The organism is Gandjariella thermophila (assembly GCF_005405885.1).
Lineage (GTDB): Bacteria > Actinomycetota > Actinomycetes > Mycobacteriales > Pseudonocardiaceae > Gandjariella > Gandjariella thermophila.
The window spans coordinates 86,331-111,198 of record NZ_BJFL01000008.1 but is presented as its reverse complement, the minus strand read 5'-3'; the positions used below and the strand labels follow the sequence as shown (position 1 = coordinate 111,198).

The 24,868-nt window shown below is 73.5% G+C and carries 18 protein-coding genes, 1 pseudogene and 1 riboswitch; of the genes and pseudogenes, 10 read left to right on the top strand and 9 right to left on the bottom strand.

The features are described 5' to 3' along the window. Positions 1 to 17 precede the first annotated feature (17 nt). Together FFT21_RS10955 and map are read left to right on the top strand one after the other, a co-directional pair. Positions 18 to 1,862 (top strand): penicillin-binding transpeptidase domain-containing protein, encoded by a 1,845-nt coding sequence (locus FFT21_RS10955; RefSeq protein WP_225978294.1) that lies wholly within the window; start codon positions 18 to 20, stop codon positions 1,860 to 1,862. A 191-nt stretch (positions 1,863 to 2,053) separates the two neighbouring features. Then, a complete protein-coding gene (map, locus tag FFT21_RS10950) occupies positions 2,054 to 2,911 on the top strand; it encodes a type I methionyl aminopeptidase (RefSeq protein WP_137813696.1) in 858 nt (285 codons plus the stop codon). Positions 2,912 to 2,918: 7 nt separating this feature from the next. Here the strand turns inward: map and FFT21_RS10945 are convergent, their stop codons facing one another. Continuing rightward, on the bottom strand, positions 2,919 to 3,287 hold the full coding sequence (locus FFT21_RS10945) for a methyltransferase family protein (protein WP_192909476.1): 369 nt from the start codon (positions 3,285 to 3,287) through the stop codon (positions 2,919 to 2,921). Between the two features lie 186 nt (positions 3,288 to 3,473). Here FFT21_RS10945 and FFT21_RS10935 point away from each other — a divergent pair, with 186 nt between their 5' ends. Continuing rightward, the gene (locus FFT21_RS10935; protein WP_307722919.1) at positions 3,474 to 5,603 is read left to right on the top strand and encodes a cobyric acid synthase; all 2,130 of its coding nucleotides are present in this window, start codon (positions 3,474 to 3,476) and stop codon (positions 5,601 to 5,603) included. Here the strand turns inward: FFT21_RS10935 and FFT21_RS10930 are convergent. From FFT21_RS10930 to FFT21_RS10920, 3 genes are all read right to left on the bottom strand, one after another. Next, positions 5,600 to 6,097 carry a chorismate mutase gene (locus FFT21_RS10930; RefSeq protein ID WP_137813693.1) on the bottom strand — a complete coding sequence of 166 codons (498 nt, stop codon included), beginning with the start codon at positions 6,095 to 6,097 and terminating at the stop codon, positions 5,600 to 5,602. The two genes, FFT21_RS10935 and FFT21_RS10930, sit on opposite strands and share 4 nt — an antisense overlap. Positions 6,098 to 6,306: 209 nt before the next feature. Then, the gene (locus FFT21_RS10925; RefSeq protein WP_137813692.1) at positions 6,307 to 7,683 is read right to left on the bottom strand and encodes a mycothione reductase; all 1,377 of its coding nucleotides are present in this window, start codon (positions 7,681 to 7,683) and stop codon (positions 6,307 to 6,309) included. 139 nt (positions 7,684 to 7,822) lie between these two features. Next, positions 7,823 to 8,353, bottom strand: coding sequence for a YbhB/YbcL family Raf kinase inhibitor-like protein (locus FFT21_RS10920; protein ID WP_137813691.1), 531 nt, complete (start codon positions 8,351 to 8,353; stop codon positions 7,823 to 7,825). A gap of 189 nt (positions 8,354 to 8,542) precedes the next feature. Here FFT21_RS10920 and FFT21_RS10915 point away from each other — a divergent pair, with 189 nt between their 5' ends. Then, positions 8,543 to 9,061 carry an AMIN-like domain-containing (lipo)protein gene (locus tag FFT21_RS10915; protein ID WP_137813690.1) on the top strand — a complete coding sequence of 173 codons (519 nt, stop codon included), beginning with the start codon at positions 8,543 to 8,545 and terminating at the stop codon, positions 9,059 to 9,061. 88 nt (positions 9,062 to 9,149) lie between these two features. On the opposite strand, the pseudogene lon reads toward FFT21_RS10915, so the two are convergent. After that, positions 9,150 to 11,512, bottom strand: a pseudogene (lon, locus tag FFT21_RS10910) (endopeptidase La). Positions 11,513 to 11,682: 170 nt separating this feature from the next. On the opposite strand from lon, the gene FFT21_RS10905 reads away from it, so the two are divergent. Continuing rightward, positions 11,683 to 12,957 carry an ATP-binding protein gene (locus tag FFT21_RS10905; RefSeq protein WP_137813689.1) on the top strand — a complete coding sequence of 425 codons (1,275 nt, stop codon included), beginning with the start codon at positions 11,683 to 11,685 and terminating at the stop codon, positions 12,955 to 12,957. Here FFT21_RS10905 and FFT21_RS10900 read toward each other — a convergent pair. Continuing rightward, positions 12,944 to 13,150 (bottom strand): hypothetical protein, encoded by a 207-nt coding sequence (locus tag FFT21_RS10900; RefSeq protein WP_137813688.1) that lies wholly within the window; start codon positions 13,148 to 13,150, stop codon positions 12,944 to 12,946. The two genes, FFT21_RS10905 and FFT21_RS10900, sit on opposite strands and share 14 nt — an antisense overlap. Positions 13,151 to 13,233: 83 nt before the next feature. Next, positions 13,234 to 13,361: riboswitch (cobalamin riboswitch) on the top strand. Positions 13,362 to 13,416: 55 nt separating this feature from the next. Here FFT21_RS10900 and cobN point away from each other — a divergent pair. Next, positions 13,417 to 17,082, top strand: a complete 3,666-nt coding sequence (gene cobN, locus FFT21_RS10895) for a cobaltochelatase subunit CobN (RefSeq protein WP_137813687.1) — start codon at positions 13,417 to 13,419, stop codon at positions 17,080 to 17,082. 68 nt (positions 17,083 to 17,150) lie between these two features. Here cobN and FFT21_RS10890 read toward each other — a convergent pair whose 3' ends face one another. Together FFT21_RS10890 and FFT21_RS10885 are read right to left on the bottom strand one after the other, a co-directional pair. Further along, on the bottom strand, positions 17,151 to 18,104 hold the full coding sequence (locus tag FFT21_RS10890) for a trypsin-like serine peptidase (RefSeq protein ID WP_137813686.1): 954 nt from the start codon (positions 18,102 to 18,104) through the stop codon (positions 17,151 to 17,153). A gap of 132 nt (positions 18,105 to 18,236) precedes the next feature. After that, the gene (locus FFT21_RS10885) at positions 18,237 to 19,223 is read right to left on the bottom strand and encodes an alpha/beta hydrolase (protein WP_192909475.1); all 987 of its coding nucleotides are present in this window, start codon (positions 19,221 to 19,223) and stop codon (positions 18,237 to 18,239) included. A 293-nt stretch (positions 19,224 to 19,516) separates the two neighbouring features. On the opposite strand from FFT21_RS10885, the gene FFT21_RS10880 reads away from it, so the two are divergent. The 4 genes from FFT21_RS10880 (at position 19,517) to FFT21_RS10865 (ending at position 23,650) form a co-directional block, all read left to right on the top strand. Beyond that, on the top strand, positions 19,517 to 20,344 hold the full coding sequence (locus tag FFT21_RS10880) for a S1 family peptidase (RefSeq protein ID WP_137813685.1): 828 nt from the start codon (positions 19,517 to 19,519) through the stop codon (positions 20,342 to 20,344). 303 nt (positions 20,345 to 20,647) lie between these two features. After that, on the top strand, positions 20,648 to 22,087 hold the full coding sequence (locus tag FFT21_RS10875; protein WP_137813684.1) for an amino acid permease: 1,440 nt from the start codon (positions 20,648 to 20,650) through the stop codon (positions 22,085 to 22,087). 306 nt (positions 22,088 to 22,393) lie between these two features. Next, complete coding sequence (locus FFT21_RS10870; protein WP_137813683.1) at positions 22,394 to 23,155, top strand: S1 family peptidase; 762 nt, start codon at positions 22,394 to 22,396, stop codon at positions 23,153 to 23,155. A 33-nt stretch (positions 23,156 to 23,188) separates the two neighbouring features. Continuing rightward, positions 23,189 to 23,650 (top strand): GNAT family N-acetyltransferase, encoded by a 462-nt coding sequence (locus FFT21_RS10865; RefSeq protein WP_137813682.1) that lies wholly within the window; start codon positions 23,189 to 23,191, stop codon positions 23,648 to 23,650. 15 nt (positions 23,651 to 23,665) lie between these two features. On the opposite strand, the gene FFT21_RS10860 is transcribed toward FFT21_RS10865, so the two are convergent. Beyond that, a complete protein-coding gene (locus FFT21_RS10860) occupies positions 23,666 to 24,835 on the bottom strand; it encodes an 8-amino-7-oxononanoate synthase (RefSeq protein ID WP_371856765.1) in 1,170 nt (389 codons plus the stop codon). Positions 24,836 to 24,868: the final 33 nt, after the last annotated feature.

The following is a 24,868-nucleotide window of genomic DNA, read 5'->3' as shown; positions in this document are numbered from 1 at the left end:
CGGGCATACTGCGCGACGTGGCTGATGTTCGCCCTGGCCCGCGGTACCGTCTGCGTCCTCGGCGGTGCCTCGGCGCGGTCGTCGCGCTCGTGCTGCTCGTCCCGCTCGCCGGATGCGGGCTGTTCCGGTCCAAGCCGGGCCCGGACGTCGCGGCGCGCACCTTCCTGACCGCGCTCGCCTCGGGGGACACCGCGGGCGCCGCGCAGGCCACCGACGATCCGGCCGGCGCCAAAGCGTTACTGGACCGGACGCGGGAGGCGCTCAAACCCGCCGCGGTCAGCGCGACGCTCGGCAGGGTCACCGTCAACGACAAGGACCAGGGCAGCTCGGCGAACGCCACCTACCAGGCCTCCTGGGACCTTGGCCACGGCCGCATCCTGGCCTACCAGAACACCTTCGACCTGCGGCAGGATGACGGCGACTGGAAGGTGCACTGGGTGCCGTCGGTGCTGCACCCCAAGCTCGGCGCGCAGCAGAGCCTCGCGCTGCGGGTGCAGCAGCCCGACCTGGCGCCGGTGCTGGACGCGAACGGCGCGCCGCTGCTCACCCCGGACAAGGTCGTCGCGATCTCACTGGACCGCGGGCAGGCGGGTGACCTGACCGGTGTCGCCACCAGCCTGGCCGGCTCGCTGTCCCGGTTCGATCCCGGACTCACCCCGCAGTCGCTCGTGGACGGCGCGAACAAGACTCCGGACGGCCAGGCGTATCCGGTGCTGACCCTGCGGGACGCCGACTACCAGCAGGTCAGGCAGCAGATCGCCAACCTGCCCGGGGTGCGGTTCGCCCCGCAGACCCGGCTGCTCGCGTCGGACAAGAACTACGCCGGTCAGGTGCTCGGCGCGGTCCGCAGGGCGGTGGACGACCAGGTGGCCGGCAAGTCCGGCTGGCGAGTGGTCACCGTCAATGCGGCCGGCGCGGAGGTGGAGGAGCTGGCCGGCAAGCCGGCCGAGCCGGCGCAGGCGGTCACCACGACGATCATTCGCAACGTGCAGAACGCCGCCGAGGCCGCGGTGGACCCGGTGCCGCAGCCGGCGGTGCTGGTCGCGATGCGCCCGTCCACCGGCGAACTGCTCGCCGTGGCGCAGAACGCCCCCGCCGACGCCCAGGGCCCGATCGCGCTCAGTGGCCGCTTCCCGCCCGGCTCGACGTTCAAGATCGTCACGGCGACGGCGGCGCTGGAGTCGGGCAAGGTCACCCCGGACACCCCCGAGCCGTGCCCGGGAACCACGCAGGTCAACGGGCATGAGATCCCGAACGAGGACAAGTTCGACAAGGGCGTGATCCCGCTGCACGCGGCGTTCGCGTTCTCCTGCAACACCACGTTCGCGCAGGTCGCCACCCGGCTTTCGGCGAACGCGCTGACCAACACGGCCAAGCAACTCGGCATCGGCGTCGACTTCGACATGCCCGGGGCCACCACCCTCACCGGCGGCGTCCCGCCCGCCAGCGACAGCACCGAACGCGCCGTGGACGGGTTCGGCCAGGGCAAGGACATCGTCTCGCCGTTCGGCATGGCGCTGGCCGCGGCCACGGTGGCCAGGGGCACGATGCCCATGCCCACCCTGCTGCGCGGCCAGGCCGCGAGGGCGGACGCCAGCCCGCCGCCGGTGCCGCAGCCGGTGCTGAACTCGGTGCGGCAGATGATGCGCGAGGTGGTCGCCTACGGCACCGCGACGCACGTGAAGGACATTCCCGACGTGGCGGGGAAGACCGGCACCGCGCAGTTCGGCGACGGCGTCCACTCGCACGGCTGGTTCGTCGGCTTCCGCGGCGACCTGGCCTTCGCCGTGCTGCTGCTGGGCGCGGACAGTTCCACCCCGGCCGTGGACGTCGCCGGCGCCTTCCTGCGGGGCGTCCACTAACCGTTACGTGCTCGACACCGCGGGCCTTCTGCCGTAAGCCATCCGGTCGTCGGACGCCATCCGCCTCGCCTCGCCGACGCGACGCCAGCCGGATCTCCACGCGTTCGTCGGTGACGACAAGCGGCTGCTCTCGGCGGCCGAGGAGGTTGGGCTGCCGACGGCGCCCCCGGGCGCGTCGTAGGGTGGGGGACATGCCTGTCCGTGCCCCGCTGAAGCCCGGCCGACTGTCCCCGCAACGTCCGGTGCCGCCGAACATCCCCCGTCCCGAGTACGTGGGCAAGCCAGCCCCGGCACCGAACAAGGACCCGTGGGTGCAGCCGGCCGAGGTGATCGAGGCCATGCGGGTGGCGGGCAAGATCGCCGCGCAGGCCCTGCAGGAGGCCGGTAACGCGGTGCGCCCGGGGGCCACCACCGACGACGTCGACGCGGTGGTGCACGAGTTCCTGTGCGACCACGGCGCCTACCCGTCCACCCTGGGCTACCGCGGCTACCCGAAGTCCTGCTGCACCTCGCTGAACGAGGTCATCTGCCACGGCATCCCGGACTCGACCGTGATCGAGGACGGCGACATCGTCAACGTGGACGTCACCGCCTACCTGGACGGTGTGCACGGCGACACCAACGCCACCTTCCTGGCCGGTGACGTGGACGACGAGTCGCGGCTGCTGGTCGAGCGCACGTACGAGGCGATGATGCGGGCGATCAAGGCGGTCAAGCCGGGGCGGCAGCTCAACGTGGTGGGCCGGGTCATCGAGGCGTACGCCAAGCGGTTCGGCTATGGCGTGGTGCGTGACTTCACCGGGCACGGCATCGGCCGCACCTTCCACAGCGGCCTCGTGGTGCTGCACTACGACGAGCCGAGCGTGGACATCGAACTGGAACCCGGGATGACGTTCACCATCGAGCCGATGATCACCCTCGGCACTATCGAGTACGACCTGTGGGACGACGGCTGGACGGCGACCACCAAGGACAAGCAGCGCACCGCCCAGTTCGAGCACACCATCCTGGTCACCGAGGACGGCGCGGAGATCCTCACCCTGCCGTGAGCGGCTGCTATTCCGGCTGCCAGGGGTGCAGCCGCGGCAGCCAGCGCGGCACCGCGCGGCGGTACGCCACGTAGTCCGCACCGAACCTCCGGGTGAGCCCCGGCTCCTCCATCAGCGGGATGTATGCGGCGTTCACCGCGACGAAAGCGGCGAACCACACGGCCAGCGCTGGCGAGCCCAGCGCCAGCGTCTCGCCGAGCAGGATGGCCATCACCCCGCTGATCATCGGGTTGCGCACGTACCGGTACGGGCCGCGCACCACCATCCGCCGCGGCGGGTCCCAGGGCGCCAGCGTGCCGCTGCCCTCCGTGGCGAACAGCCGCACGGTGCGAACCACCAGGGCCAGGCCGGCCAGCGCCGCCAGCCCGCCGACCACGAGGGGCGGCAGCCACCAGGGTATCGATCGAGGAGGTCAGCGCGGTGATTGGCCGGCGAATCGCTCGACTTGCAGACCTCCGCGGGGACGGTTCCGCCACCGGGTAGGCTGCGCCGCGTCCGGATCGCGCTCAGTACCCGGACGTGACGCCGCACCAAGTCGACAGCCCCGCGAGGACCTCCGCCGATGGCCGACCGTCACCTGATCGACGTGCACGTGCTCCTCGTTGACGGGGACCGGGTCCTGCTCACCCGGCGGCGCGATACCAACCCGGCTTTCGACGGCCGCTGGCACCTCCCCTCCGGCAAGCTGGACGCCGGTGAGTCCGTGCTCGACGCCGCGGTCCGCGAGGTGGAAGAGGAGGTCGGCGTCCTTGTCGCCCCGGATGACCTCCGCCTAGTGCACACGCTCCACGTCAGCGGCTCCGGCCCGGAGCCCCGACTCGGGCTGTTCTTCGAGGCTCGGCGCTGGATCGGTGAACCCACCAACCGCGAACCGGACAAGTGCTCCGGTGTTCGGTGGTTTCCGCTGGGCGCCTGCCCAACCGGCTCATCGACTATCCCGCCGCCGGCATCGACGCCTACAAAGCGGGGGCTCCGTTCGGCGTCCGCGGCTGGATTTCCCGGTCGGTTCCCGCAGGCACGCGGGGTTGAGGCGGCACGGTGCCCGGTAGGCCGGGGCCGGCGTTCCAGCATGGGGCCGTCCACGCCCAGCCGGCCGTGGCGGAGGATGTCCCCTCAGGAGTACGCGTCGAGGGGAGCCGTGGTGGGTGGAGCACTGCTGGTCGCCGGGACGACCTCGGACTCCGGCAAGAGCGTGCTGGTCGCCGGGCTGTGCCGGTGGCTGGCCCGGCGGGGGGTGCGGGTGGCGCCGTTCAAGGCGCAGAACATGTCGAACAACTCGATGGTCACCCCGGACGGCGGGGAGATCGGCCGGGCGCAGGCGCTGCAGGCCGCGGCCGCCGGGTTGGAGCCGAGCGTGCGGTTCAACCCGGTACTGCTCAAACCGGGCGGCGACCGCACCTCGCAGGTGGTCGTGCTGGGCCGGGCGGTCGGCGAGGTGCGCGCGCTGTCCTACCCGGAGCGCAAGGCCGAACTGCTCCGCGTCGTACTGTCCACACTGGACACCTTGAGGGCCGACTTCGACGTGGTGGTGTGCGAGGGCGCGGGCTCGCCAGCCGAGATCAACCTGCGCGCGCACGACATCGCCAACATGGGCCTGGCCCGGGCCGCCGGGCTGCCCGTGCTTGTCGTCGGGGACATCGACCGGGGCGGCGTGTTCGCGCACCTGTTCGGCACGCTGGCCCTGCTCGACCCGGCGGACCAGGCGCTGGTCGCCGGTTTCGTGATCAACAAGTTCCGCGGCGACCCGGCGCTGCTGGAACCGGGGCTGCGGCAGCTCGACGCGCTCACCGGCCGGCCGGTGCTCGGCGTGCTGCCCTGGCGCGAGGAGCTGTGGCTGGACGCCGAGGACTCGCTGTCCTATGTGGCCGACGGCGTGATCGGCCGGCCCGCCCCGCCGGTCGGGGAGCAGTGGCTGCGGGTCGCCGTGGTGCGGCTGCCCCGGATCTCCAACGCCACCGACGCCGAGGCGCTGGCCTGCGAGCCCGGCGTGGCGGTGCGGTTCGTCACCGAGCCGTCCCGGCTGGCCGACGCCGACCTGGTGGTCCTGCCCGGGTCCAAGGCGACCGTGGCCGACCTGGCGTGGCTGCGGCAGACCGGGCTCGCCGACGCGATCTCCGCACACGTGCGCGCCGGCCGGCCGCTGCTCGGCATCTGCGGCGGCTACCAGATGCTCGGTACCCGGATCGACGACCGGGTGGAGTCCGGTGCGGGCGAGGTTGGCGGCCTCGGACTGCTCGGCGTGGACCTGGTCTTCGAGCCGGACAAGACGCTGCGCCGGCCGGCCGGCGTGGCGATGGGGGAACCGGTGCGGGGCTACGAGATCCACCACGGCCGGGTGGCCCGCCGCCGCGACGACCTCGCGGGCCTGGTGGAACTTCCCGGCGGGGAAGTCGAGGGCGCACTCGCCGGGCCGGTCGCGGCGACGCACTGGCACGGGCTGCTGGAGAACGACGCGTTCCGCCGCGCGTTCCTCCGCTGGGCCGCGGAGCGGGCCGGCCGGGACGGGTTCCGGGCGGCCGAGGGCGTCTCGTTCGCCGCCGCCAGGGCGGCCCAGCTGGACCTGCTCGGCGACCTGGTGGCGGACCACCTGGACACCGAGGCCGTGCTGCGGCTGCTGGAGTCCGGCGCCCCGGGCGGGTTGCCGACGCTGCCGCCGGGAGCGCCGCCGAGCGACGCGGTGCCGGTCGGCTAACGGGGCGGCGTGGCCGCGGGCGCGCCGGAGGGGCCGGCGCCGCGGTCGGCGTCCAGGATGGCCCTGGCGATCTGCTCGCCGGCCGGGCCGAGCCGGTCCCGGTAGCGCGCGATCACCTGCTGCTCCCTGGCCGGGTCCAGCCGGGGCCCGCCGGCCTGCTCCCGCGCGACCTGCACGTTGTGCGAGGCGATGGCCCGCTGGGCGAGCAGGTCGCTGATCTGCCCGTCGAGCTGGTCGATCAGCGCCCGCTGCTCGTGGATGGTGCGGCCGGGGTCACCGCTCAGCGTGGGCGGGACCTGGTTCGGGTTCGGTGGCTCGGCGGAGGTGCGTTCCGCTGGCGCGCAGGCCGCGACCGCGGCCAGCGCGGCGGCGCCGCCCAGACCGGTCAGCGCGGCGCGCCGGGACACCACCGTTCCGTTCCCGCCGGGCGTGGCGTGTGGTGCCTCGGACGCGGGCGGTCCCGCCGGCGCGGGAGTGGTTGCGCGAGCGTCCATCGGCACCTCCGGGCTTCCTCGCGGAACGACCAGGAACGGTTCGGATACTGGTCGTCTCCGACGGCGACGACCAGGCGGCGCCACCGCCGCGCCAGCGAAACCCAAGCCTAGGGCGGGCCGGGTCGCCGGCGCACTGGCCCGGACGAGCGCTTCGCGGGCGTTCTCGGCCGCGGCGGCTGCTCCGAACGCGCGATGTGAGTGCGAGAAGATCAGTCCAGCGGCAGCTTGAGCAGGGCGTTCTCCACCAGCTCCGGCATGGCCGGGTGGATCCAGTACTGGCCGCGGGCCATGCTGCGCGCGTCCAGTCCGAAGCTCATCGCCTGGATCAACGGCTGGATCAGAGTGGGCGCCTGCGGGCCGATGATGTGCGCGCCGAGCAGGCGGCCGGTGTCCGGATCGGCGAGCAGTTTGGCGAACCCGGTGGTGTCCTCCATCGCCCAGCCGTAGGCGATGCCCGCGTAGTCCTGGCTGGCGGTCACGTACTTCACGCCGCGCGCCCTCGCCTCCTGCTCGGTGATCCCGACCGAGGCGATCTGCGGCGCGGTGAACACGGCGTGCGGCACGAACCGGTGGTCGCTGCCCACCGGCGCGTCCGGGTGCAGCAGGTTGTGCTGGACCACCCTCGCCTCGTGGTTGGCCACGTGCTTGAGCTGGAACCGGGAGCTGATGTCGCCGAGCGCGTAGATGCCGTCCACCGAGGTGCGCTGCGCGTCGTCCACCACGACCCGGCCGTCGGCGTGCGTGACCACCCCGGTGGCGTCCAGGTCGAGCAGGTCGGAGTTGGGCCGCCGGCCGATCGCGACCAGCAGCACGTCACCCTCGGCGACGTCCTCGCCGAGCGGTCCCTCCAGGTGCAGCCGGGCCAGCCCGCCGTCGGTGCGTTCCGCGCGCACCGCCTTGCGGTTCAGCCGCACATCCCAGCGGTCCCGGGCCAGGTCGGTGAACCGGACGGAGATCGCCTCGTCCTCGCCGCGCAGCAGCCGGTCGTAGCGGGCGACCAGGGTGACGTCCACTCCGAAGGAGGAGAACACGTGGGCGAACTCGGCGGCCACGAAGCCGCTGCCCAGAATGACCATCCGCCGGGGCAGCCGCTCCAGCCGCATCACGTTCTCGTTGGTGTAGACGTCGAGGTCGGCGATGCCGGGAATCTCCGGGATGATCGGCCGGCCGCCGGCGGCCAGCACGAACCGGTCCGCGGTGATCGTCTCGCCGGTGCCGGTGTCCAGCGTCTTCGGGCCGACGAACCGGGCCTGTCCGGAGTAGACGGTGACGTTGGGGTTGTCCTCGGCCCGGTACCGCCGGCCGGCCTCGGCGATCGGGTCGATCCGGCCGAAGATCCGGTCCCGCACGTCGGTCCAGCGCACGCCGTGCAACTCGGCGTCCACGCCCAGCCGGGCACTGGCCGCTGGCGCGCCGGCCACGTCGGCGGTGTGCACGAACATCTTGGTCGGGATGCAGCCGACGTTCAGGCAGGTGCCGCCGAAGGTGCCCCGCTCGACGATCGCCACGTCCCAGCCGGCGAACCGCTCGTCGAGGATGGAGTTGCCGGAGCCCGTTCCGATGATGACCAGGTCGAAGTGCCGCACGTCTCACCTGCCGCTGAAGTGCTCGCGGCGAAGCACCGGGCGGTGGCCCGGCGCTCCACCCCGAGCGCTGCCTCGCGCGATTGGTTCGCGCACCCGGTACGGAAACCACCGCGTGCGGCCGGTGATTCCCGCATCCCGATCAGAGCTGGTAGGTGGGGGTGATGATGGCCCGGCCGAGGGTGTGGAAGGCGAGGTTGAAGCTGACGAACGCCGGGGTGGCGTTGGCGTCCACGCCGAGCCGCTCGGTGTCCACCGCGTGCACCACGAAGTAGTACCGGTGCGCGCGGTCACCCTCCGGCGGTGCGGCGCCGCCGAAGCACGGCTCGCCGAAGTCGTTGCGCACGTGGAAGGAACCGGGCGGCAGGTCGGTGGAGTCCTTGCGGCCCGCGTTCGACGGCAGTTCGGTCACCGTGGCGGGGATGTCCACCAGCAGCCAGTGCCAGAAGCCGGACGGGGTCGGCGCGTCCGGGTCGAAGCAGGTCACCACGAAGCTCCTGGTGCCCTGCGGGAAGCCGGACCAGCTCAGCTGCGGCGACGAGTTGCCGCCGGCGAAAGCCTGCGCCTCCGACATGGCCTGCCCGTCGCGCACGTCGTTGGAGGTCACGGTGAAGGAAGGAACCTTGGGCAGCAGGGAGTAGGGGTCCGGAGCGACTGGACGCTCGAGGCTCATCGACGGTCCTCCTAGAACGGCGTCGACATGATCTTCCTGGCGGTTCCACCCTAGTCGGCCGGCCGGTCGACCGCGCACCGGCACATGCCCCGTCTCGGTGTGGTCACGACGGGTCGCGGCGCGCAACCCGGTGACGCCGGACACGTCCGAATTTTCGTCCGAAATGTCTCGCTCTCCGGGAGGAATCCGATGACCACACGCGTATGGCGGCTGCTGGTGGCGCCCGCGGTCCTGCTGCTCACCCTCGCCTCGGCGCTCGTCGCGGGCTCGGCCGGCGCCGCGCCGTCCCGGGCGGCCGCGGCCTGCGACACCTCGCCCTACGCCGCCCAGTTGACGAACATCCGGGTCGGCCGGCACGACAGCTACGACCGGGTCGTGCTCGACCTGTGCGGGAACAGACCCGCGACCAGCTACCGGTTCGTCGCGCAGCTCACCGCGGACCCGTCCGGCCGCCCGGTGCTGATTCCGGGCAACGTGTTCCTGGCGGTGACCGCGCGGCCGGCGGCGGCGCACAACGACGCGGGCAACCCGACCTACACCGGGCCGAGGACGTTCACCACGCCGTCGCTGACCAACGTCCGCGCGGTCGCCCTGACCGGTGACTTCGAGGCCGTGCTCAGCGTCGGGCTCGGCGTGGACCACGCGAGCTGGGTGCACGTGTTCACCCTCGGCTCGCCGACCCGCGTCGTCATCGACGTGGGCCACTGACAGCCCGTTCCGTGTCGCGGAACAGGCACTGACGGGTGACGCGGCGGGCTCGGCGGTTGTCCCGTCGAGCCCGCCGCGGGTTGCCGGATCAGGCGGCGGCCGCCGCGGTGGCCGGTTGCAGGGCCAGGTCGAGCACCTCGCGGACGTCGCCGACCAGGTGAATCTCCAGCGCCTCGCGCACCGACTCGGGCACGCCGTCCAGGTCGGGCTCGTTGCGCTGCGGCAGCAGCACCGTGGTGATGCCGGCCCGGTGCGCGGCGAGCAGCTTCTGCTTCACCCCACCGATCGGCAGCACCCGCCCGGTCAGCGACACCTCGCCGGTCATCGCCACGTCCGCCCGCACCGGCCGGCCGGACAGCAGCGAGGCCAGCGCGGTGGTCATGGTGATCCCGGCGCTCGGCCCGTCCTTGGGCACCGCGCCGGCCGGCACGTGCACGTGCACCGCCCGGTCGGCCAGCCCGTCGACCGGGAAGCCCAGCTCCGGCCCGCGGGACCGCAGATACGAGAGGGCGATTTGGGCGGACTCCTTCATCACGTCGCCGAGTTGGCCGGTGAGCACCAGGCCGGCGCCGCCGGTGTCCCGCTCGGCCAGGGACGCCTCGACGAACAGCACGTCGCCGCCGGCCCCGGTGACCGCCAGCCCGGTGGCCACGCCCGGTACCGCGGTCCGCTCCGCCGACTCCGGGGTGTGCCGGGGCTGGCCCAGGTAGCCGCGCAGGTCGCCGGCGTCGACCGTGGTGGGCCAGGTGGCTTCGCCGAGCGCGGCCTGCGCGGTGACCTTGCGCAGCACCCGGCCGATGGCCCGCTCCAGCTCGCGGACGCCGGCCTCCCGGGTGTACTCGGTGGCCATCCGGCGCAGCGCGTCCTCGGTGACGGTCACCTCGTCGGCGGTCAGCCCGGTGCGCTCGAGTTGCCGGGGCAGCAGGTGGTCGCGGGCGATGACCACCTTCTCGTCCTCGGTGTAGCCGTCCAGCCGGACCAGCTCCATCCGGTCCAGCAGGGGCGCCGGGATGGCCTCCAGCACGTTGGCGGTGGCCAGGAACACCACGTCGGACAGGTCCAGCTCGACCTCCAGGTAGTGGTCCCGGAAGGTGTGGTTCTGCGCCGGGTCCAGCACCTCCAGCAGCGCCGACGCCGGGTCACCCCGGTAGTCCGCGCCCAGCTTGTCCACCTCGTCGAGCAGCACCACCGGGTTCATCGAGCCGGCCTCGCGGATGGCCCGGACGATCCGGCCGGGCATGGCGCCGACGTAGGTGCGGCGGTGGCCACGGATCTCCGCCTCGTCGCGGACGCCGCCGAGCGCGACCCGGACGAACCTCCGGCCCATGGCGCGGGCCACCGACTCGCCCAGCGAGGTCTTGCCCACACCCGGTGGCCCGACCAGGGCCAGCACCGCGCCGCTGCGCCGGCCACCGACCACGCCCAGGCCGCGGTCCGCCCGCCGCCGCCGGACCGCCAGGTACTCGACGATGCGTTCCTTCACGTCGTCCAGGCCGGCGTGGTCGGCGTCCAGCACCGCCCGCGCGGCCGGGATGTCGTAGGCGTCCTCGGTGCGGTGGTTCCACGGCATGTCGAGGACGGTGTCCAACCAGGTGCGGATCCAGCCCACCTCCGGAGACTGCTCCGCGGTGCGCTCCAGCTTGTCCACCTCGCGCAGCGCGGCCTCGCGGACCGCCTCCGGCAGGTCGGCGGCCTCCACCCGGGCGCGGTAGTCCTCCTCCTCGGACGCTGGCTCGCCGGTCAGCTCGGCCAGTTCCTTGCGGACCGCGGCGAGCTGCTGGCGGAGCAGGAACTCGCGTTGCTGGCGGTCCATGCCCTCCTGGACGTCCTTGCGGATGGTCTCCGCCACGTCCAGCTCGGCCAGGTGCTCCCGGGCCCAGGTCACGAGCTGCTCCAGCCGGGCGGTGACGCCGGTCTCCTCCAGCAGCCGCAGCTTCTGCTCCTCGGTGAGGAACGACGCGTAGCCGGCCAGGTCGGCCAGTGCGGCCGGGTCGCCGACCCGCTGCACCGAGTCGATGACCTGCCAGGCGCCTCGGCGCTGCAGGATCGTGGTGACCAGCGCCTTGTACTCGCGGGCCAGCTCCCGGGCCCGCTCGTCGGCCGGCCCGTCCTCGTGCAGCTCACCCCGCACCCACAGCGCGCCACCCGGCCCGGACGTGCCGGTACCGATGCGTACCCGGCCGGTGCCGCGCACCACGGCGGCTCGCCACCGGGCAGAGGGCCGATCTGCTCGACCACGCCGAGCACACCGACCGCCGCGTACCGGCCGTCCAGCCGGGGAACCAGCAGCACGCGCGTCTCGCCGCCCGGCTCGGCCGCGGTTCTGGCCGCCTCGATCGCCGCGCGCGCCTCCGCGTCGCCGTCGCCGGCCAGCTTCACCGGCACCACCATGCCGGGCAGCACCACGGCGTCGTCCAGCGGCAGCACCGGCAGAGCCAACGTCTCACCCAATGCCATCACACCCTCGCGCGAAAAAGTTGAGTCGTCTTCACTCAACCGCGCGCGGGGCTGGGTTGTTTCCGGGGCGCGTTCGCCGTGAGCGAGCGGCCCGATTTGCCGAGCGGGTGCGCCGGTCGCAGGCTGGGCTCACCTGTTCGTCCTCTGGGGGAGGAACGTCCCGGATGCCCGCTTGGTGGTTGCGCGACTTCCACGAGAACGACCTGGACCAGGCCATCCAGGTGTGGGACGAGAGCAGGGGCGGCCAGGAGTCGGTGTTCTCCCTGGCCGAGGTGGTCACCGCGGCGCGGTCCGGCCAGCCGGCCGTGGTCGCCGTGGTGGGTGACGAGATGGTCGGCATGGTCGTCGCCCAGGCGCACGGCGAGCGGGCCTGGGTGCTGCTGCTCGCGCTGTCCTCGCGGTGGCGCAACCGGGGCATCGGCAGTGCGCTGCTGGCCGAGCTGGAGCGGCGGCTGCGGTCGCTGGGCGTGCGCCGGATCTGCACCGTGCTGCCCGACGGCGCGACCGGGACGAAGGCCCTGGAGAACTCGGGCTACCGGCACCGAGGCGGGCTGGCCTACTACGAGCGGCTGGAGCCGCTGGACCCGGCCGAGGCCAGCCTGCTGGACGAGTTCGGCGGCCGGCTGGTGCCGCCCGGGCTGTGGGACGCGCTGGCCGGGATGGAGCGGGAGAAGGAGGTCATCGAGCGGCGCATCGTGCTGCCGCTCGCGCACGCCGACCTGGCCGAGCGGTACGGCGTGCAGCCGCCGTCCGCGGTGATCCTGTTCGGCCCGCCGGGCACCGGTAAGACCAGCTTCGCCAAGGCGGTGGCCTCCCGGTTGGGCTGGCCGTTCGTCGAGCTGTTCCCGTCCCGGCTGGCCGCTGCCAGCGGCGGCGGGCTGGCCGCGTCGCTGCGCGAGGCGTTCGCCGAACTGTCCGAACTGGACGATCTGGTGCTGTTCATCGACGAGGTGGAGGAGATCGCCGGCATCCGGTCCGGCCTGGCGGAGAACCCCTCCCAGGGGGTGACCAACGAGCTGCTCAAGCTGATACCCACCTTCCGCGAGCACGACCACCGGCTGCTGGTCTGCGCGACCAACTCGGTGCGCACCCTGGACCCGGCGTTCCTGCGGCCGGGCCGGTTCGACTACGTCATCCCGGTCGGGCCGCCCGATCCGCCCGCGCGCCGGGCGATCTGGTCGCGCTACCTCGGCCCGCACGCTGGCGGCGTGGACCTGGAGCGGCTGGTGCAGGCCAGCGAGTTCTTCACTCCGGCGGACATCGAGTTCGCCGCGCGCAAGGGCGCCCAGGCCGCGTTCGAGCGGGCGGTGGCCGACCGCGGCGCCCGGCCACCGGACACCGACGACTACCTGACCGCGGTCGCCGAGGTTCGGCCCACCCTGACCGACCCGATGCTCGCCGAGTTCCAGCAGGACATCGAGCTGTTCACCCGAGTGTAGCGGCGCGGGACTCGGCCGGGCACACCGCGCGTTCCGGAACTGTCAACCGGTGATCGTCGGTATCGGGTTCGTCATTTTGCCGGTAAAGCGCGCGCGGATTCACAGGAAAGTCAAAGGAACCGACAAGCTGTTTCTCGATCACCGGGTTGGCAGATCTGCTCACCATCGTGGCCGTGCCGAGACCGGCGGGCATGCGCGGGACATAGTCCGCCGGCGCGGGCTCTTCGGCGCGGCGCCCGGACGGATAGCATGGCCGGCGCCAAGCGGCGGCAGTGGAGGAACCCGGTGCGAGTCCGGGGCGGTCCCGCCACTGTGACCGGGGAGTCGCGCCCTCTCGCGTGCCACTGGAGCGCAAGGCTCTGGGAAGGCCGGGGCGGCGGCGTCGATCCGGGAGCCAGGACACTCCAGCCGCCGGCCGTCTCGACCCGGGGCGCGCGACCCCGAGGAGGGAACTCCGCCGTGACCGCACGCGTGCTGCTGCTGTCCACCGCCGACACCGACCTGCTCGCCGCCCGGGACTGCGGCGGCGGCTACCGGGTGGCCAACCCGTCCCGGGTCGACGCCGAGGACGTGCCGGCGCTGCTCGACGGGGTGGACGTCGCGGTGGTTCGGCTGCTCGGCGGCCGGCGGGCCTGGGAGGCGGGGCTGGCCGCGGTGCTGGACTCCGGGGTGCCCACGGTCTGCCTGGGCGGCGAGGTCACCCCGGACGCCGAGTTGATGGCCGCCTCCACGGTGCCCGCCGGGGTGGCCGCCGAGGCGCTGCGCTACCTGGTCGAGGGCGGGCCGGCGAACCTTCGCGAGCTGGCCCGGTTCCTCTCCGACACGGTGCTGCTCACCGGGGAGGGCTTCGAACCGCCCGCGCGCATGCCGCAGTACGGGCTGCACGGCGAACCCGCGCACGACCCGGACCGGCCCACCGTGGGCATCGTGTTCTACCGGGCGCACGCGCTGGCCGGCAACACCGCGTTCGTGGACACCCTCGCCGACGCGGTGCGCGCGGCCGGGGCCAACCCGCGGCCGGTGTACTGCGGCTCGCTGCGCGGGCTGGCCGCCGACGACGCGGCGGGCCTGCGCGAGCTGCTCGCCGGCTGCGACGCGCTGGTCGCCACGGTGCTGGCCGCCGGGGGCAGCACCGCGGCGGACGCCAGCGCCGGCGGCGACGAGGAAGCCTGGGACGTCGGCGCGCTGGCCGCGCTGGACGTGCCGGTGCTCCAGGGACTCTGCCTCACCACCTCCCGCGCCACCTGGCAGGACTCCGACGCGGCGCTCTCCCCGCTGGACGCCGCCATGCAGGTGGCCATCCCGGAGTTCGACGGCCGGCTGATCGGCGTGCCGTTCTCCTTCAAGGAGGCCGGCCCGGACGGCATCCCGGTGTACGTGGCGGACCCGGAGCGCGCCGCCCGCGTCGCCGGCACGGCCGCGAAGCTGGCCGCGCTGCGGAAGAACGCCAACGCCGACAAGCGGCTGGCGATCGTGCTGTCCTCCTACCCGACCAAGCACTCCCGGGTGGGCAACGCGGTCGGCCTGGACACCCCGGCCTCCGCGGTGGTGCTGCTCGAGGCGCTCGCCGACGCCGGCTACGACCTGGGCGGCCTCGATCCGTCCACGGTGGACGGTGACGCGCTGGTGCACCGGCTGATCGCCGCCGGCGGGCACGACGTGGAGTGGCTCACCGAGGACCAGATGGCGCAGGCCGAGATCCGGGTGCCGCGGCAGCGGTACCGGGAGTGGTTCGACGCGCTGCCGGAATCGTTGCGGCAGGCGATGACTGAGCACTGGGGCGCCCCGCCCGGCGAGCTGTACGTGGCCGACGGCGAGGTGTACGTGGCCGCGCTGCGGTTCGGCAACGTTGTGCTGCTCATCCAACCGCCGCGCGGGTTCGGGGAGAACCCGATCGCCATCTACCACGATCCGGACCTGCCGCCCTCGCACCAGTACCTGGCCGCCTACCGGTGGCTGGCCGAGGACTTCCGCGCGGACGCCGTCGTGCACCTGGGCAAGCACGGCACACTGGAATGGTTGCCCGGCAAGGGGCTGGGGCTGGCCGCGGAGTGCGCGCCGGACGCGGTGCTCGGCGACCTGCCGCTGGTCTACCCGTTCATCGTCAACGACCCGGGCGAGGGCACCCAGGCCAAGCGTCGCGGCCACGCCGTCGTCGTCGACCACATGATCCCGCCGATGGCCCGCGCCGACACCTACGGCGACCTGGCCAGGCTGGAGCAACTGCTGGACGAGTACGCCACCGTGCAGGCGATGGACCCGGACAAGCTGCCCACCCTGCGGGCGCAGATCTGGAGCCTGGTCACCGCAGCCGAGCTGCACCACGACCTGCACACCGAGCAGCAGCCGGATGCCGACTCCTTCGACGACTTCGTCATGCACATCGACGGCTACCTGTGCGAGATCAAGGACGTGCAGATCCGGGACGGGCTGCACATCCTCGGCCGGGCGCCGGAGGGCGAGGAACTGGTCAACGACGTGCTCGCGGTGCTGCGCGCCCGGCAGGTGTTCGGCGGGACGGTCGGTGCGCTGCCTGGCCTGCGCTCCGCCCTCGCCGTCCACTTCGGACTCGACGAGCAGGAGCTGCTGGCCGCACCCGGCGCGGCCGCCAAGGCCCCGGAGGCGCTGACCGCGCTGGTGGACGGCCCAGCGCGGACCGGGGCGGACGTGGTCGACCTGCTGGAGTCGCTGGCCCGCCGGCTGGTGACCGGCCTGCACGAACGGGAATGGCATCCGGACCGCGCCGGCGACGTGGTCACCGACGTGATCGGCGAACGCGTGCCGCAGGTCGAGTCGGTGCTGCGGTTCGCCTGCGGCGAGCTCGCGCCCCGGTTGGCCCGCACCACCGACGAGGTGCGCCACGTGCTGCACGCGCTGGACGGCGGTTTCGTGCCGCCGGGGCCGTCCGGGTCGCCCACCCGCGGCCTGGTGTCCGTGCTGCCCACCGGCCGCAACTTCTACTCCGTCGACCCGAAGGCGATCCCGTCCCGCAACTCCTTCGACGTCGGCGTCGCGCTGGCCGACTCGCTGCTGGCCCGGCACCGCGAAGACACCGGCGAGTGGCCGGCGAGCGTCGGCCTCACCGTGTGGGGCACCTCGGCGATGCGCACCCAGGGCGACGACATCTCCGAACTGCTCTGGCTCATCGGCTGCCGGCCCACCTGGGACGACGCGTCCCGGCGGGTCACCGGCTTCGAGGTGGTGCCGGTCGCTGAGCTGGGCCGGCCGCGGATCGACGTGGTGATGCGCATCTCCGGGTTCTTCCGGGACGCCTTCCCGCACGTGGTGTCCCTGGTGGACCGCGCGGTGGAGACCGTGGCGCGGCTGGACGAACCGGACGAGGACAACTACCTCGCCGCGCACTACCGGGCCGACCTCGCCAAGCACGGCGACTCCCGGCGCGCCACCACCCGCATCTTCGGGTCCAAGCCGGGCGCGTACGGCGCGGGCCTGCTGCCGCTGATCGACGCGCGCAACTGGCGGGACGACGCCGACCTCGCCGAGGTGTACGCCACCTGGGGCGGCTACGCCTACGGCCGCGGCCTGGACGGGCGGGAGGCACGCGCGGACATGGAGACCGCGTTCCGCCGTATCCAGGTGGCCGCGAAGAACGTGGACACCCGCGAGCACGACATCGCCGACTCCGACGACTACTTCCAGTACCACGGCGGCATGGTGGCCATGGTGCGCTCGCTGACCGGCCGCAACCCGGCCGCGTACGTGGGCGACTCGGCGGTGCCGCACGCGGTGCGCACCCGGTCGCTGGGCGAGGAGACCCGGCGGGTGTTCCGCTCCCGGGTGGTCAACCCCCGCTGGATCGCCGCCATGCAGCGGCACGGCTACAAGGGCGCGTTCGAGCTGGCCGCCACCGTCGACTACCTGTTCGGCTTCGACGCCACCGCCGGCGTGGTGGACGACTGGATGTACACCAAGCTCGCCGAGTCCTACGTGTTCGACGACGGCGTGCAGGAGTTCATGCGGCGGTCCAACCCGTGGGCGCTGCGCGGCATTACCGAGCGGCTGCTGGAGGCCGCCGACCGCGGCCTGTGGGCCGAGCCCGACCAGGAGGTGCTGGACCGGCTGCGTGCCGTCTACCTGGACCTGGAGGGCGATCTCGAGGAGTAGCCGGCGTCTCGAAGGGCGCGTCGCCAGCTGGGCGAGAGGCGCGCCTGCCGGCGCGGAAGGAACCCGGCTCAGCCCGAGCGGAGCGCGGTGGCGTACAGGGACTGGACGTCCTCGCCGAACACCGGGCTGTAGGACTCGTCGTCGCTCTCCCCGCCGAACTGGAAGCCGCCGATCACGCCGACCAGCGTGCCCAACTGGGTGCGCGGGTCGGCGTCCATCACCCACGGCGCGCCGCTGGTGCCGTCGGAGAACGCCGCGCAGTCGAACCGGGGCAGGTTGTCGTCCTCCCACCGCACGGCGTTCTGGCAGGTGATCGGCTCGTCCAGGTCGTCGGGGTAGCCGGTGACCCGGACCTGTCCGTGCAACGACGCCGCCGTGCCGAGTTGGTTAGCGCCGGTGACGTCCTCGACGTGCGCGTCGCTACCCGCCTTGCGCACCACCAGGAAACCGACGTCCAGGCTCGGGTCGGAGGAGGCGATCCACCGCGGGTCCACCACCATCTTGGTGGGCACCCACACCCCGTACGGGCTCTGCCCGTCGTGGTAGCCGGGCACGAACGCGACGTTGCTCTGGTAGTCGCCGTCCTCGCCGTCATGGATGCAGTGCGCGGCGGTGATCACCAGATCCCTGGTCGGGCTGTGCACCACACTCGCGGTGCAGTAGTGCCCGTTCAGCCCGCTGTCGGTGGAGAACAGCGCGCCAACCGCGGGGATACCGGAGAACTGCTGCCCGGCGGGCGGATCGGTGCCCTCCGGCAGCGGGGTCGCCGTGGGCGGCCAGGCGTCCGGCCCGGGCTGCGGCAGGGTGCCGGTGGCGCTGCGCGGGCTGGCCTGCGCCATCCGCTGCGGGGTCCAGTAGTTCGCGGTGTCCTCCCGCTCGGCACGGGAGACGCTGCGCACCCCGGTGTTCGCGGCGAGCGACCGGGCCGACGTGTCGCCGTCCAGCCCGCCGGACAGGCACAGCAGGGCGACCAGCAGCACCGGCACCAGCCAGCGCCGCCCGCTGCCCACCCTGCCGGCCACGGCGACCCTCCGCGCTCGTCCTGGTTCGTCGATCCCAGGTCACCACAGGTTGGCCGGCTTGTCGGTGTGGCGCGGCGAGCCTTCAGCGAAGTCTCAGCCGACGGTCAGGTTTCTCCGCGCTTCGCGGCGCCCTCAGGCTTCGCCGGCCAGCGCGCCCTGGTCACCGTCGGCCGCGGACGCGCCGAGAACGCGGTCCAGCCAGGCGTCCATCTCGGCGAGGGCCCGGTTGCGCACCGGCTCGGCGGACAGGAAAAGGTCGTGCACGGCGCCCTCCACCACGACGGTGGTCACGTCGGTGCCGATCTTCGGTGCCCACCGGGCGATCTGCGCCACGTCGAGCACGGTGTCCGCCCGGCTCGCCACCTCGGACCAGCGGTTGGCCCGCAGGCTCCGGTCGGCGTGCAGCACCAGCACCGGCACCCGCACGTCCAGGCCGCGGTGCACCCGGGCGTGACCGCGGCGGATGGTGCGGAGCCAGCCGGCCCGCACCGGGAAGCCAGTGATCGGTTTCCAGCGCAGGTCGTACTCCCACTCGCCGTGGTGATCCCGGTGCAGGCTGGGCCCGTACACCCGGTCGGTGGCGGACCGGACCACCAGCCGTGGGAAGAACCGGCCGACCACGTCGATCAGCGCGGTACCGACCGTGCGCAGGAACCACGACTCGGCCAGATCCAGCCACGGGCTGTTCAGCACCAGCGCGTCCAGCACACCGTCGTCGCGCCGGCGGTCCGCCCACAGCGAGGTGATCAACCCGCCGGTGGAGTGACCGAGCACCACCAGGCGGCCGTGGCCGTCCTCGCCCCTGATGATCTCCGCGGCGGTGTCCAGTTCGGCGAAGTACACCGCGAGGTCGGTGACGTAGTTGGGCAACTGGTGGTCGCGCAGCGAGCGACCGTAGCCGCGCAGGTCCAGGGCGTAGAAGGCGAACCCGCGGGCCGCCAGGTGCACGGCGACGTGCCGCTGGAAGAAGTAGTCCATGAACCCGTGCAGGTAGAGCACCGCGCCGCGGGTCGGCGCCGGGGCGTCCTTCGGCTGGTACCGGACCAGGGTCGCGACGTCGTCGCCGTCCAGCGGGATCGTCTGCGCCAGGAAGTCGTCGCCGAGCACGTCCGCTGTCATCGCTAAGTCCACCTCGACAGTGTGCCCGTCAGCGAGCGTCGCGCCGAACCGGCGCGGCGATCGCGGGCCGCCGGGCCCGGGTGAGCGGCCGGTGTGGCGGCGGGCGTGGCGACCGCAGGGGCTCGCCGCATGACGCGAACTTCTCGGTAAGGCACCGAGTTCACGCGACGGTGGTGTCACCGGTCACCTGCCGGCGTTGACTTCGCCGCTCCGAGTTGGCGGCCCGATCACCCCTCTGTTGCGCTGAATCGGCGGCCGCAGCGGCCGTGACACGGGACGGGGGAGGAAACGTGATGGCGGTTTCGGTACGCAGACGTCTGCTCCGGCTGGCCGGAGCCACGGTGGTGAGCGCGGCCCTCGCGCTGTCCGGGGTCGCCGCGGCACACGCCGGGCCACGGATCGTGGGCGGCTACCCGACCAGCGTCGGTCGGTTCCCGTCGACGGTTGCCCTGCTGACAGCGGGCGGTTTCGCGTTCTGCGGTGGCTCCCTCGTCTCACCCACCATGGTGATCACCGCCGCGCACTGCGTTGCCGGGCGCGGGCCCCGGGACCTCCGGGTGATCGCCGGCCGTACCGATCTCACCGGCCCGGGTGGCATGGTGGCGGACGTCACGCGGATCGGGGTGCACCCCGGCTACGTGTCGCCCGAGCGCGGCGATGACGTCGCGCTCGTGCAGCTCCGCTCCGCGCTGCCGTACCCCTCGATCCCGCTGGCGCAGCCGGGCGACCGGGCGCTGTACGCGCCCGGCACCCTGGCCACCGTGCTCGGCTGGGGCCGCATCGCCGAGGGCGGCCCAGCCTCCCCCGGCCAGATCCGCGCCGCGTGGGTGCCGCTGCTGTCGGATGCCGGGTGCGCGGCGGCCTACCCGGGGCTGTACGACCCGAGGTCCATGGTGTGCGCCGGCTACCCGCAGGGCGGCGTGGACTCCTGCCAGGGCGACTCCGGCGGCCCGCTGATCGCCGGCGGCAAGCTGATCGGCCTGGTGTCCTGGGGCGATGGCTGTGCGCGGCCGGGCAAGCCCGGCGTCTACACCCGGCTGGCCGGCCTGCTGACCAACGGCTGGGGCCATGCGGAGCCGATCATCAGCGCGGGACAGCCCGAGATGGGCCCGCAGTTCTGACGCCGATGAAAGCGCCGGGCGAAGCCACACGGTCGCGGCGGGGCGCGGCAGCCGCCCACGGCGACCCGTGGGGCCGGATGCCCGGCCGTGGCGACGCGATCGTGGGGCCGGTTCGGGAAGCGGCACGGACCACGCCATGAGCACGTCGGTGCCCCCGGGGAGGTCGCCCCGGGGGCACCGGAGTTCCGGGCCTCCTCCGGCGGCCGCGTTCGACCGCCACCGCCCGGGCACCGACATCACCCGGAGCCGGGGAGCGGCTCCGGGCCCGGCCGAACCGCCGGGGTATCGCCGACTGGGGATTCGATGAAGACGCAGACGTCCACCGGCTCGCCGACCGCACTGCACCGCAGCCTCACCACCCGGCAGCTCACCATGATCGCGCTCGGCGGGGTGATCGGAGCCGGGCTGTTCGTCGGCAGCGGCAAGGCCATCGGCTCGGTCGGGCCGGGTGTGGTCCTGGTCTACCTGGGCGCCGGTGGCGTGATCATCCTGGTCATGCGCATGCTCGCGGAACTGGCCGTGGCCAGCCCGGAAACCGGGTCGTTCGCCGCGTACGCGACGCGCGAGCTGGGGCCGTGGGCGGGGCTGGCGGTGGGCTGGCTGTACGCCTACCACTGGTGCGTGGTGGTCGCCTTCGAGGCCATCGCCGGCGCGGCGATCGCGGTGCGCGAGGCGCCGTGGGCGCCGTCCTGGGTGGCCGCGCTGGTGTTCATGGCGCTGCTCACCGGGGTCAACCTGACCAGGGTCCGGTCGTTCGGCCGGTTCGAGTTCTGGTTCGCGCTGATCAAGGTGACCGCGATCGTGGTGTTCATCGCGCTCGGCGCGCTGGCCCTGCTCGGCGCGCTGCCCGGCGTCCGGCCGCCGGGGCTGGCCAACCTCACCGGCCTTGGCGGGCTGTTTCCCCGGGGGCCCGCGCCGATCCTCACCGCCCTGCTCGTGGTGTTCTTCTCCTACTTCGGCACCGAGGTGGTCACCCTCGCCGCGGGCGAGGCGCAGGACCCGGCGCACGCGGTTCGGCGCGCCATGCGCAGCGTGGCCTGGCGGGTGCTGGTGTTCTACGGGGGCTCCATCCTGATCGTGGTGACCCTGCTGCCGTGGAACGCCACCCAGGTCACCGCCAGCCCGTACACCGCGGTGCTCGCCCACCTGGGCATCCCGGGCGCCGCGGTGGTCATGGACCTGATCGTGCTCACCGCCGTGCTGTCCTGCCTGAACTCCGGAATCTACTCGTCCTCGCGGATGCTCTACGCGATGTCCCGCCTCGGCGAGGCGCCGGCCGCACTGTCCCTGACCACCCGCTCCGGCGTGCCGGTGCTTGCCGTGCTCGCCGCGTCCGCCGCCGGGTTCCTCGCGGTGGTGGCCAACTACTTCCTGCCCACCGCCATCGTGTTCAGCTTCCTGCTGGACTCGTCCGCGGCGGTGGCCGTGGTGGTGTACCTGTGCATCGCGGCCACCCAGATCGCCGGCCGCCGGCGGCGGGACCGCGAGGGCGCGCGGCTCACCGTGCGCATGTGGGGCTTCCCCTACCTGTCCTGCTTCGTGGTCGGGGCCCTGATCACCGTGATCGGCGCGATGGCCTGGACGCCGGCCAGCCGCCAGCCGCTCGCGCTCACCCTGGTGGTCACCACGATCGCGGTGACCACCGGAGCCGTCTGGCAGCACCGCCGACCCCGGGGCCGGCACTGGCGGGTGCGGCCCCCGCGGCCGGTCCGCCCGCTGGAACGCGCCGAGGGCGGCGAGTAGCCGCGGTCATCCGCCCGGGCGGTACCGGACCGGGTGGACGTTCCCGGCACGGATCGTGCGCTCCGCACGCGATCGGCTACTCTTCGTGCGCACCAGGACCGGGGTGCTCGGAACCCGGCCGGCGCGCGTGGGCGTGCCGCCGGCGGGGGCGGCGGCGCCGAGCGGCCGACGGTCTGTCGATCACTGCGACGGTGCCGGCACGCGGCACCGGGAGAAGGGGCGTCCGTGCGGAGTTCTTCGGGTAGACCCGGCCGTCGCTCGCTGGCCGGGTATGCGGCACTGCTGGCCGCGACGCTGCTGGGGCCGATGGCTGACACCACTGGCACGGCCCTGGCCGAGCCGGCCGCGCCGGCGGGCGGCGGGCACGCTTCGCCTCGGATCGTCGGCGGCACCGAGACCAGCACGGAGCGGTACCCGTGGGCGGTGGAGCTGACGACCGACGGGGACGCGCCGTTCTGCGGCGGCACCCTGGTCGCCGCCCGCAAGGTGGTGACCGCCGCGCACTGCGTGACCACCAACGGCCGGCCGGACCCGGCCTCGTCGGTGCGGGTCGTCGCCGGCCGCACCGACATGCGGAGCACCGCGGGCAGCACGGTGGACGTCACCCGCATCTGGGTGCATCCCCGGTTCACCGCGGCGACGCAGGGCTTCGACGTGGCCGTACTCACCCTGGCCGACGCGCTGCCGTACCGGACGCTGCCGCTGGTCGCCGCGGGCGACACGGCCAGCTACCGGCCGGGCACCATGGCCACCGTGCTCGGCTGGGGCCGCACCGGGGAGAACGAGCCGCAGTCCAGCAGGCTGCGGTCGGTCACGGTGCCGATCGTCGCCGACGCCGACTGCGCCAGGGCGGAACCCGACTTCAAGTCCCCCGCGATGGTCTGCGCCGGCGATCCGCGCGGCGGCAGGGACGCCTGCCTTGGCGACTCGGGCGGCCCGATGGTGGTGGACGGCCGCCTGGTGGGCTTGGTGTCGTGGGGCGAGGGCTGCGGCCGGCCGGGCAAGCCGGGCGTGTACGCACGGCTCGCCACCTACCACGACGACGTCGCCGCGCAGGTCAACGGCTGAACCGCGGCGTCGATCGTGTGGTATCCACGTCGAGTGCCAGCACAACCGTTCACCGCCACCCTGCGCAGGGTGTGGGCGGCGGACCTGACGCCGCAACAGCTCTACGCGGTACTCCGGCTGCGCGTCGAGGTTTTCGTGGTCGAGCAGTCCTGCGCCTACCGCGAGCTCGACGGCCTCGATCTCGCACCGGGCACCCGGCACTTCTGGCTGGAGCAGGAGCGCACCGGCGACGTGGTGGCCTACCTGCGGCTGACCGAGGACGCCGGGGAGTACCGGATCGGCCGGGTGTGCACCGCCCGCCAAGCCAGGGCGCACGGGTTCAGCCGCCGCCTGATGGAGGCCGCGCTGGCCGAGGTGGGCGACGCGAGCTGCGTGCTGGACGCGCAGACCTACGTCAGCGACTTCTACGCCTCCCTCGGCTTCCAGGCGGTCGGCGGCGAGTTCCTGGAGGACGGCATCCCGCACGTCAGCATGCGGCGGCCGGCCACCCGCTGACCGCCGGCCATCCGTTCACTCGCCGGCCGGGCGGGTGCGGATGATCACATCGATGGCCCGCTCGATGTCCGCCTCGGTGAGATCGGCCCGGGCGGTGAGCCGCAGCCGGGAGATCTTGTCCGGCACGGACGGCGGGCGGAAGCAGCCGACGTGCACGCCCGCGTCCCGGCAGGCCGCGGCCCACTCGACCGCCGCATCCGGGGAGGGCGCACGCACCGACACCACGGCCGCCTCCGGGTCGCTGGTGTGCAGCCCGGCGTCCCGCAGCCGGGTCGCCAGCTCCACCGCCACCGCGCGGGCGCGCTCGGCCCGTTCCGGTTCCTCGCGCAGCACCCGCAGCGCGGTGAGCGCGGCCGCGGCGCAGCCCGGCGCGAGTCCGGTGTCGAAGATGAACGTGCGCGCGGTGTTGACCAGGTGGTCGATCACCCGGCGGGGGCCGAGCACCGCGCCGCCCTGGGCGCCCAGCGACTTGGACAAGGTGACCGTGGTCACCACGTCCGCCGCCCTGGCCAGACCGGCGGCGGCCACCGCGCCCCGGCCGCCGTCGCCGACCACGCCGAGCCCGTGCGCGTCGTCCACCACCAGTGCGGCGCCGTGCTCCCGGCACGTGCCGGCCAGCTCGCGCAGCGGCGCCACGTCGCCGTCCACGGAGAACACCGAGTCGGTGACCACCAGCGCGCGCTGCGCCTTCCGGGTGGCCAGCGCATGCGCCACCTGGCCGGCGTCGGCGTGCCCGGCGACCGCGACGTCCGATTTGGACAGCCGGCAGCCGTCGATCAGCGAGGCGTGGATGTACTGGTCGGCCACGATCGCGGTGTCCTTGCCGGACAGCGCGGTGACCGCGGCGAGGTTGGCGGCGTACCCGGAGGAGAACACCAGCGCCGCCTGCGCCCCGCAGAATGAGGCCAGCTCCAGTTCGAGTTCGGCGTGCAGGTCGGTGGACCCGGTGACCAGCCGGGACCCGGTCGACCCCGCGCCCCAGCGCATGGTGGCCGCGGCCGCCGCGCCGGTCACCCGCTTGTCCCGGGTCAGGCCGAGGTAGTCGTTGCTGGCCAGGTCGAGCAGGTCGGTCTCGGCGGGGCGGGGGCGGAGCCGGCGGCGCAGGCCCGCGCCGTCCCGCTCCCTGGCGCGCGCGTCGATCCAGTCGAAGACCGCCTCCGGAGGGGTTTGCCTGCTGGAACTCACGGCAGCCAGTGTCGCACCGGCCGCCGGCGGCAC

What these genes read in the sequence shown, in the direction of transcription:
- map (WP_137813696.1), top strand. Translation starts at nt 2,054, where the DNA reads ATGCCTGTCCGTGCCCCGCTGAAGCCCGGCCGACTGTCCCCGCAACGT.
- FFT21_RS10935 (WP_307722919.1), top strand. Translation starts at nt 3,474, where the DNA reads ATGGCCGACCGTCACCTGATCGACGTGCACGTGCTCCTCGTTGACGGG.
- FFT21_RS10930 (WP_137813693.1), bottom strand. Translation starts at nt 6,097, where the DNA reads ATGGACGCTCGCGCAACCACTCCCGCGCCGGCGGGACCGCCCGCGTCC.
- FFT21_RS10920 (WP_137813691.1), bottom strand. Translation starts at nt 8,353, where the DNA reads ATGAGCCTCGAGCGTCCAGTCGCTCCGGACCCCTACTCCCTGCTGCCC.
- FFT21_RS10915 (WP_137813690.1), top strand. Translation starts at nt 8,543, where the DNA reads ATGACCACACGCGTATGGCGGCTGCTGGTGGCGCCCGCGGTCCTGCTG.
- FFT21_RS10905 (WP_137813689.1), top strand. Translation starts at nt 11,683, where the DNA reads ATGCCCGCTTGGTGGTTGCGCGACTTCCACGAGAACGACCTGGACCAG.
- FFT21_RS10900 (WP_137813688.1), bottom strand. Translation starts at nt 13,150, where the DNA reads ATGCCCGCCGGTCTCGGCACGGCCACGATGGTGAGCAGATCTGCCAAC.
- FFT21_RS10885 (WP_192909475.1), bottom strand. Translation starts at nt 19,223, where the DNA reads ATGACAGCGGACGTGCTCGGCGACGACTTCCTGGCGCAGACGATCCCG.
- FFT21_RS10880 (WP_137813685.1), top strand. Translation starts at nt 19,517, where the DNA reads ATGGCGGTTTCGGTACGCAGACGTCTGCTCCGGCTGGCCGGAGCCACG.
- FFT21_RS10875 (WP_137813684.1), top strand. Translation starts at nt 20,648, where the DNA reads ATGAAGACGCAGACGTCCACCGGCTCGCCGACCGCACTGCACCGCAGC.
- FFT21_RS10870 (WP_137813683.1), top strand. Translation starts at nt 22,394, where the DNA reads ATGGCTGACACCACTGGCACGGCCCTGGCCGAGCCGGCCGCGCCGGCG.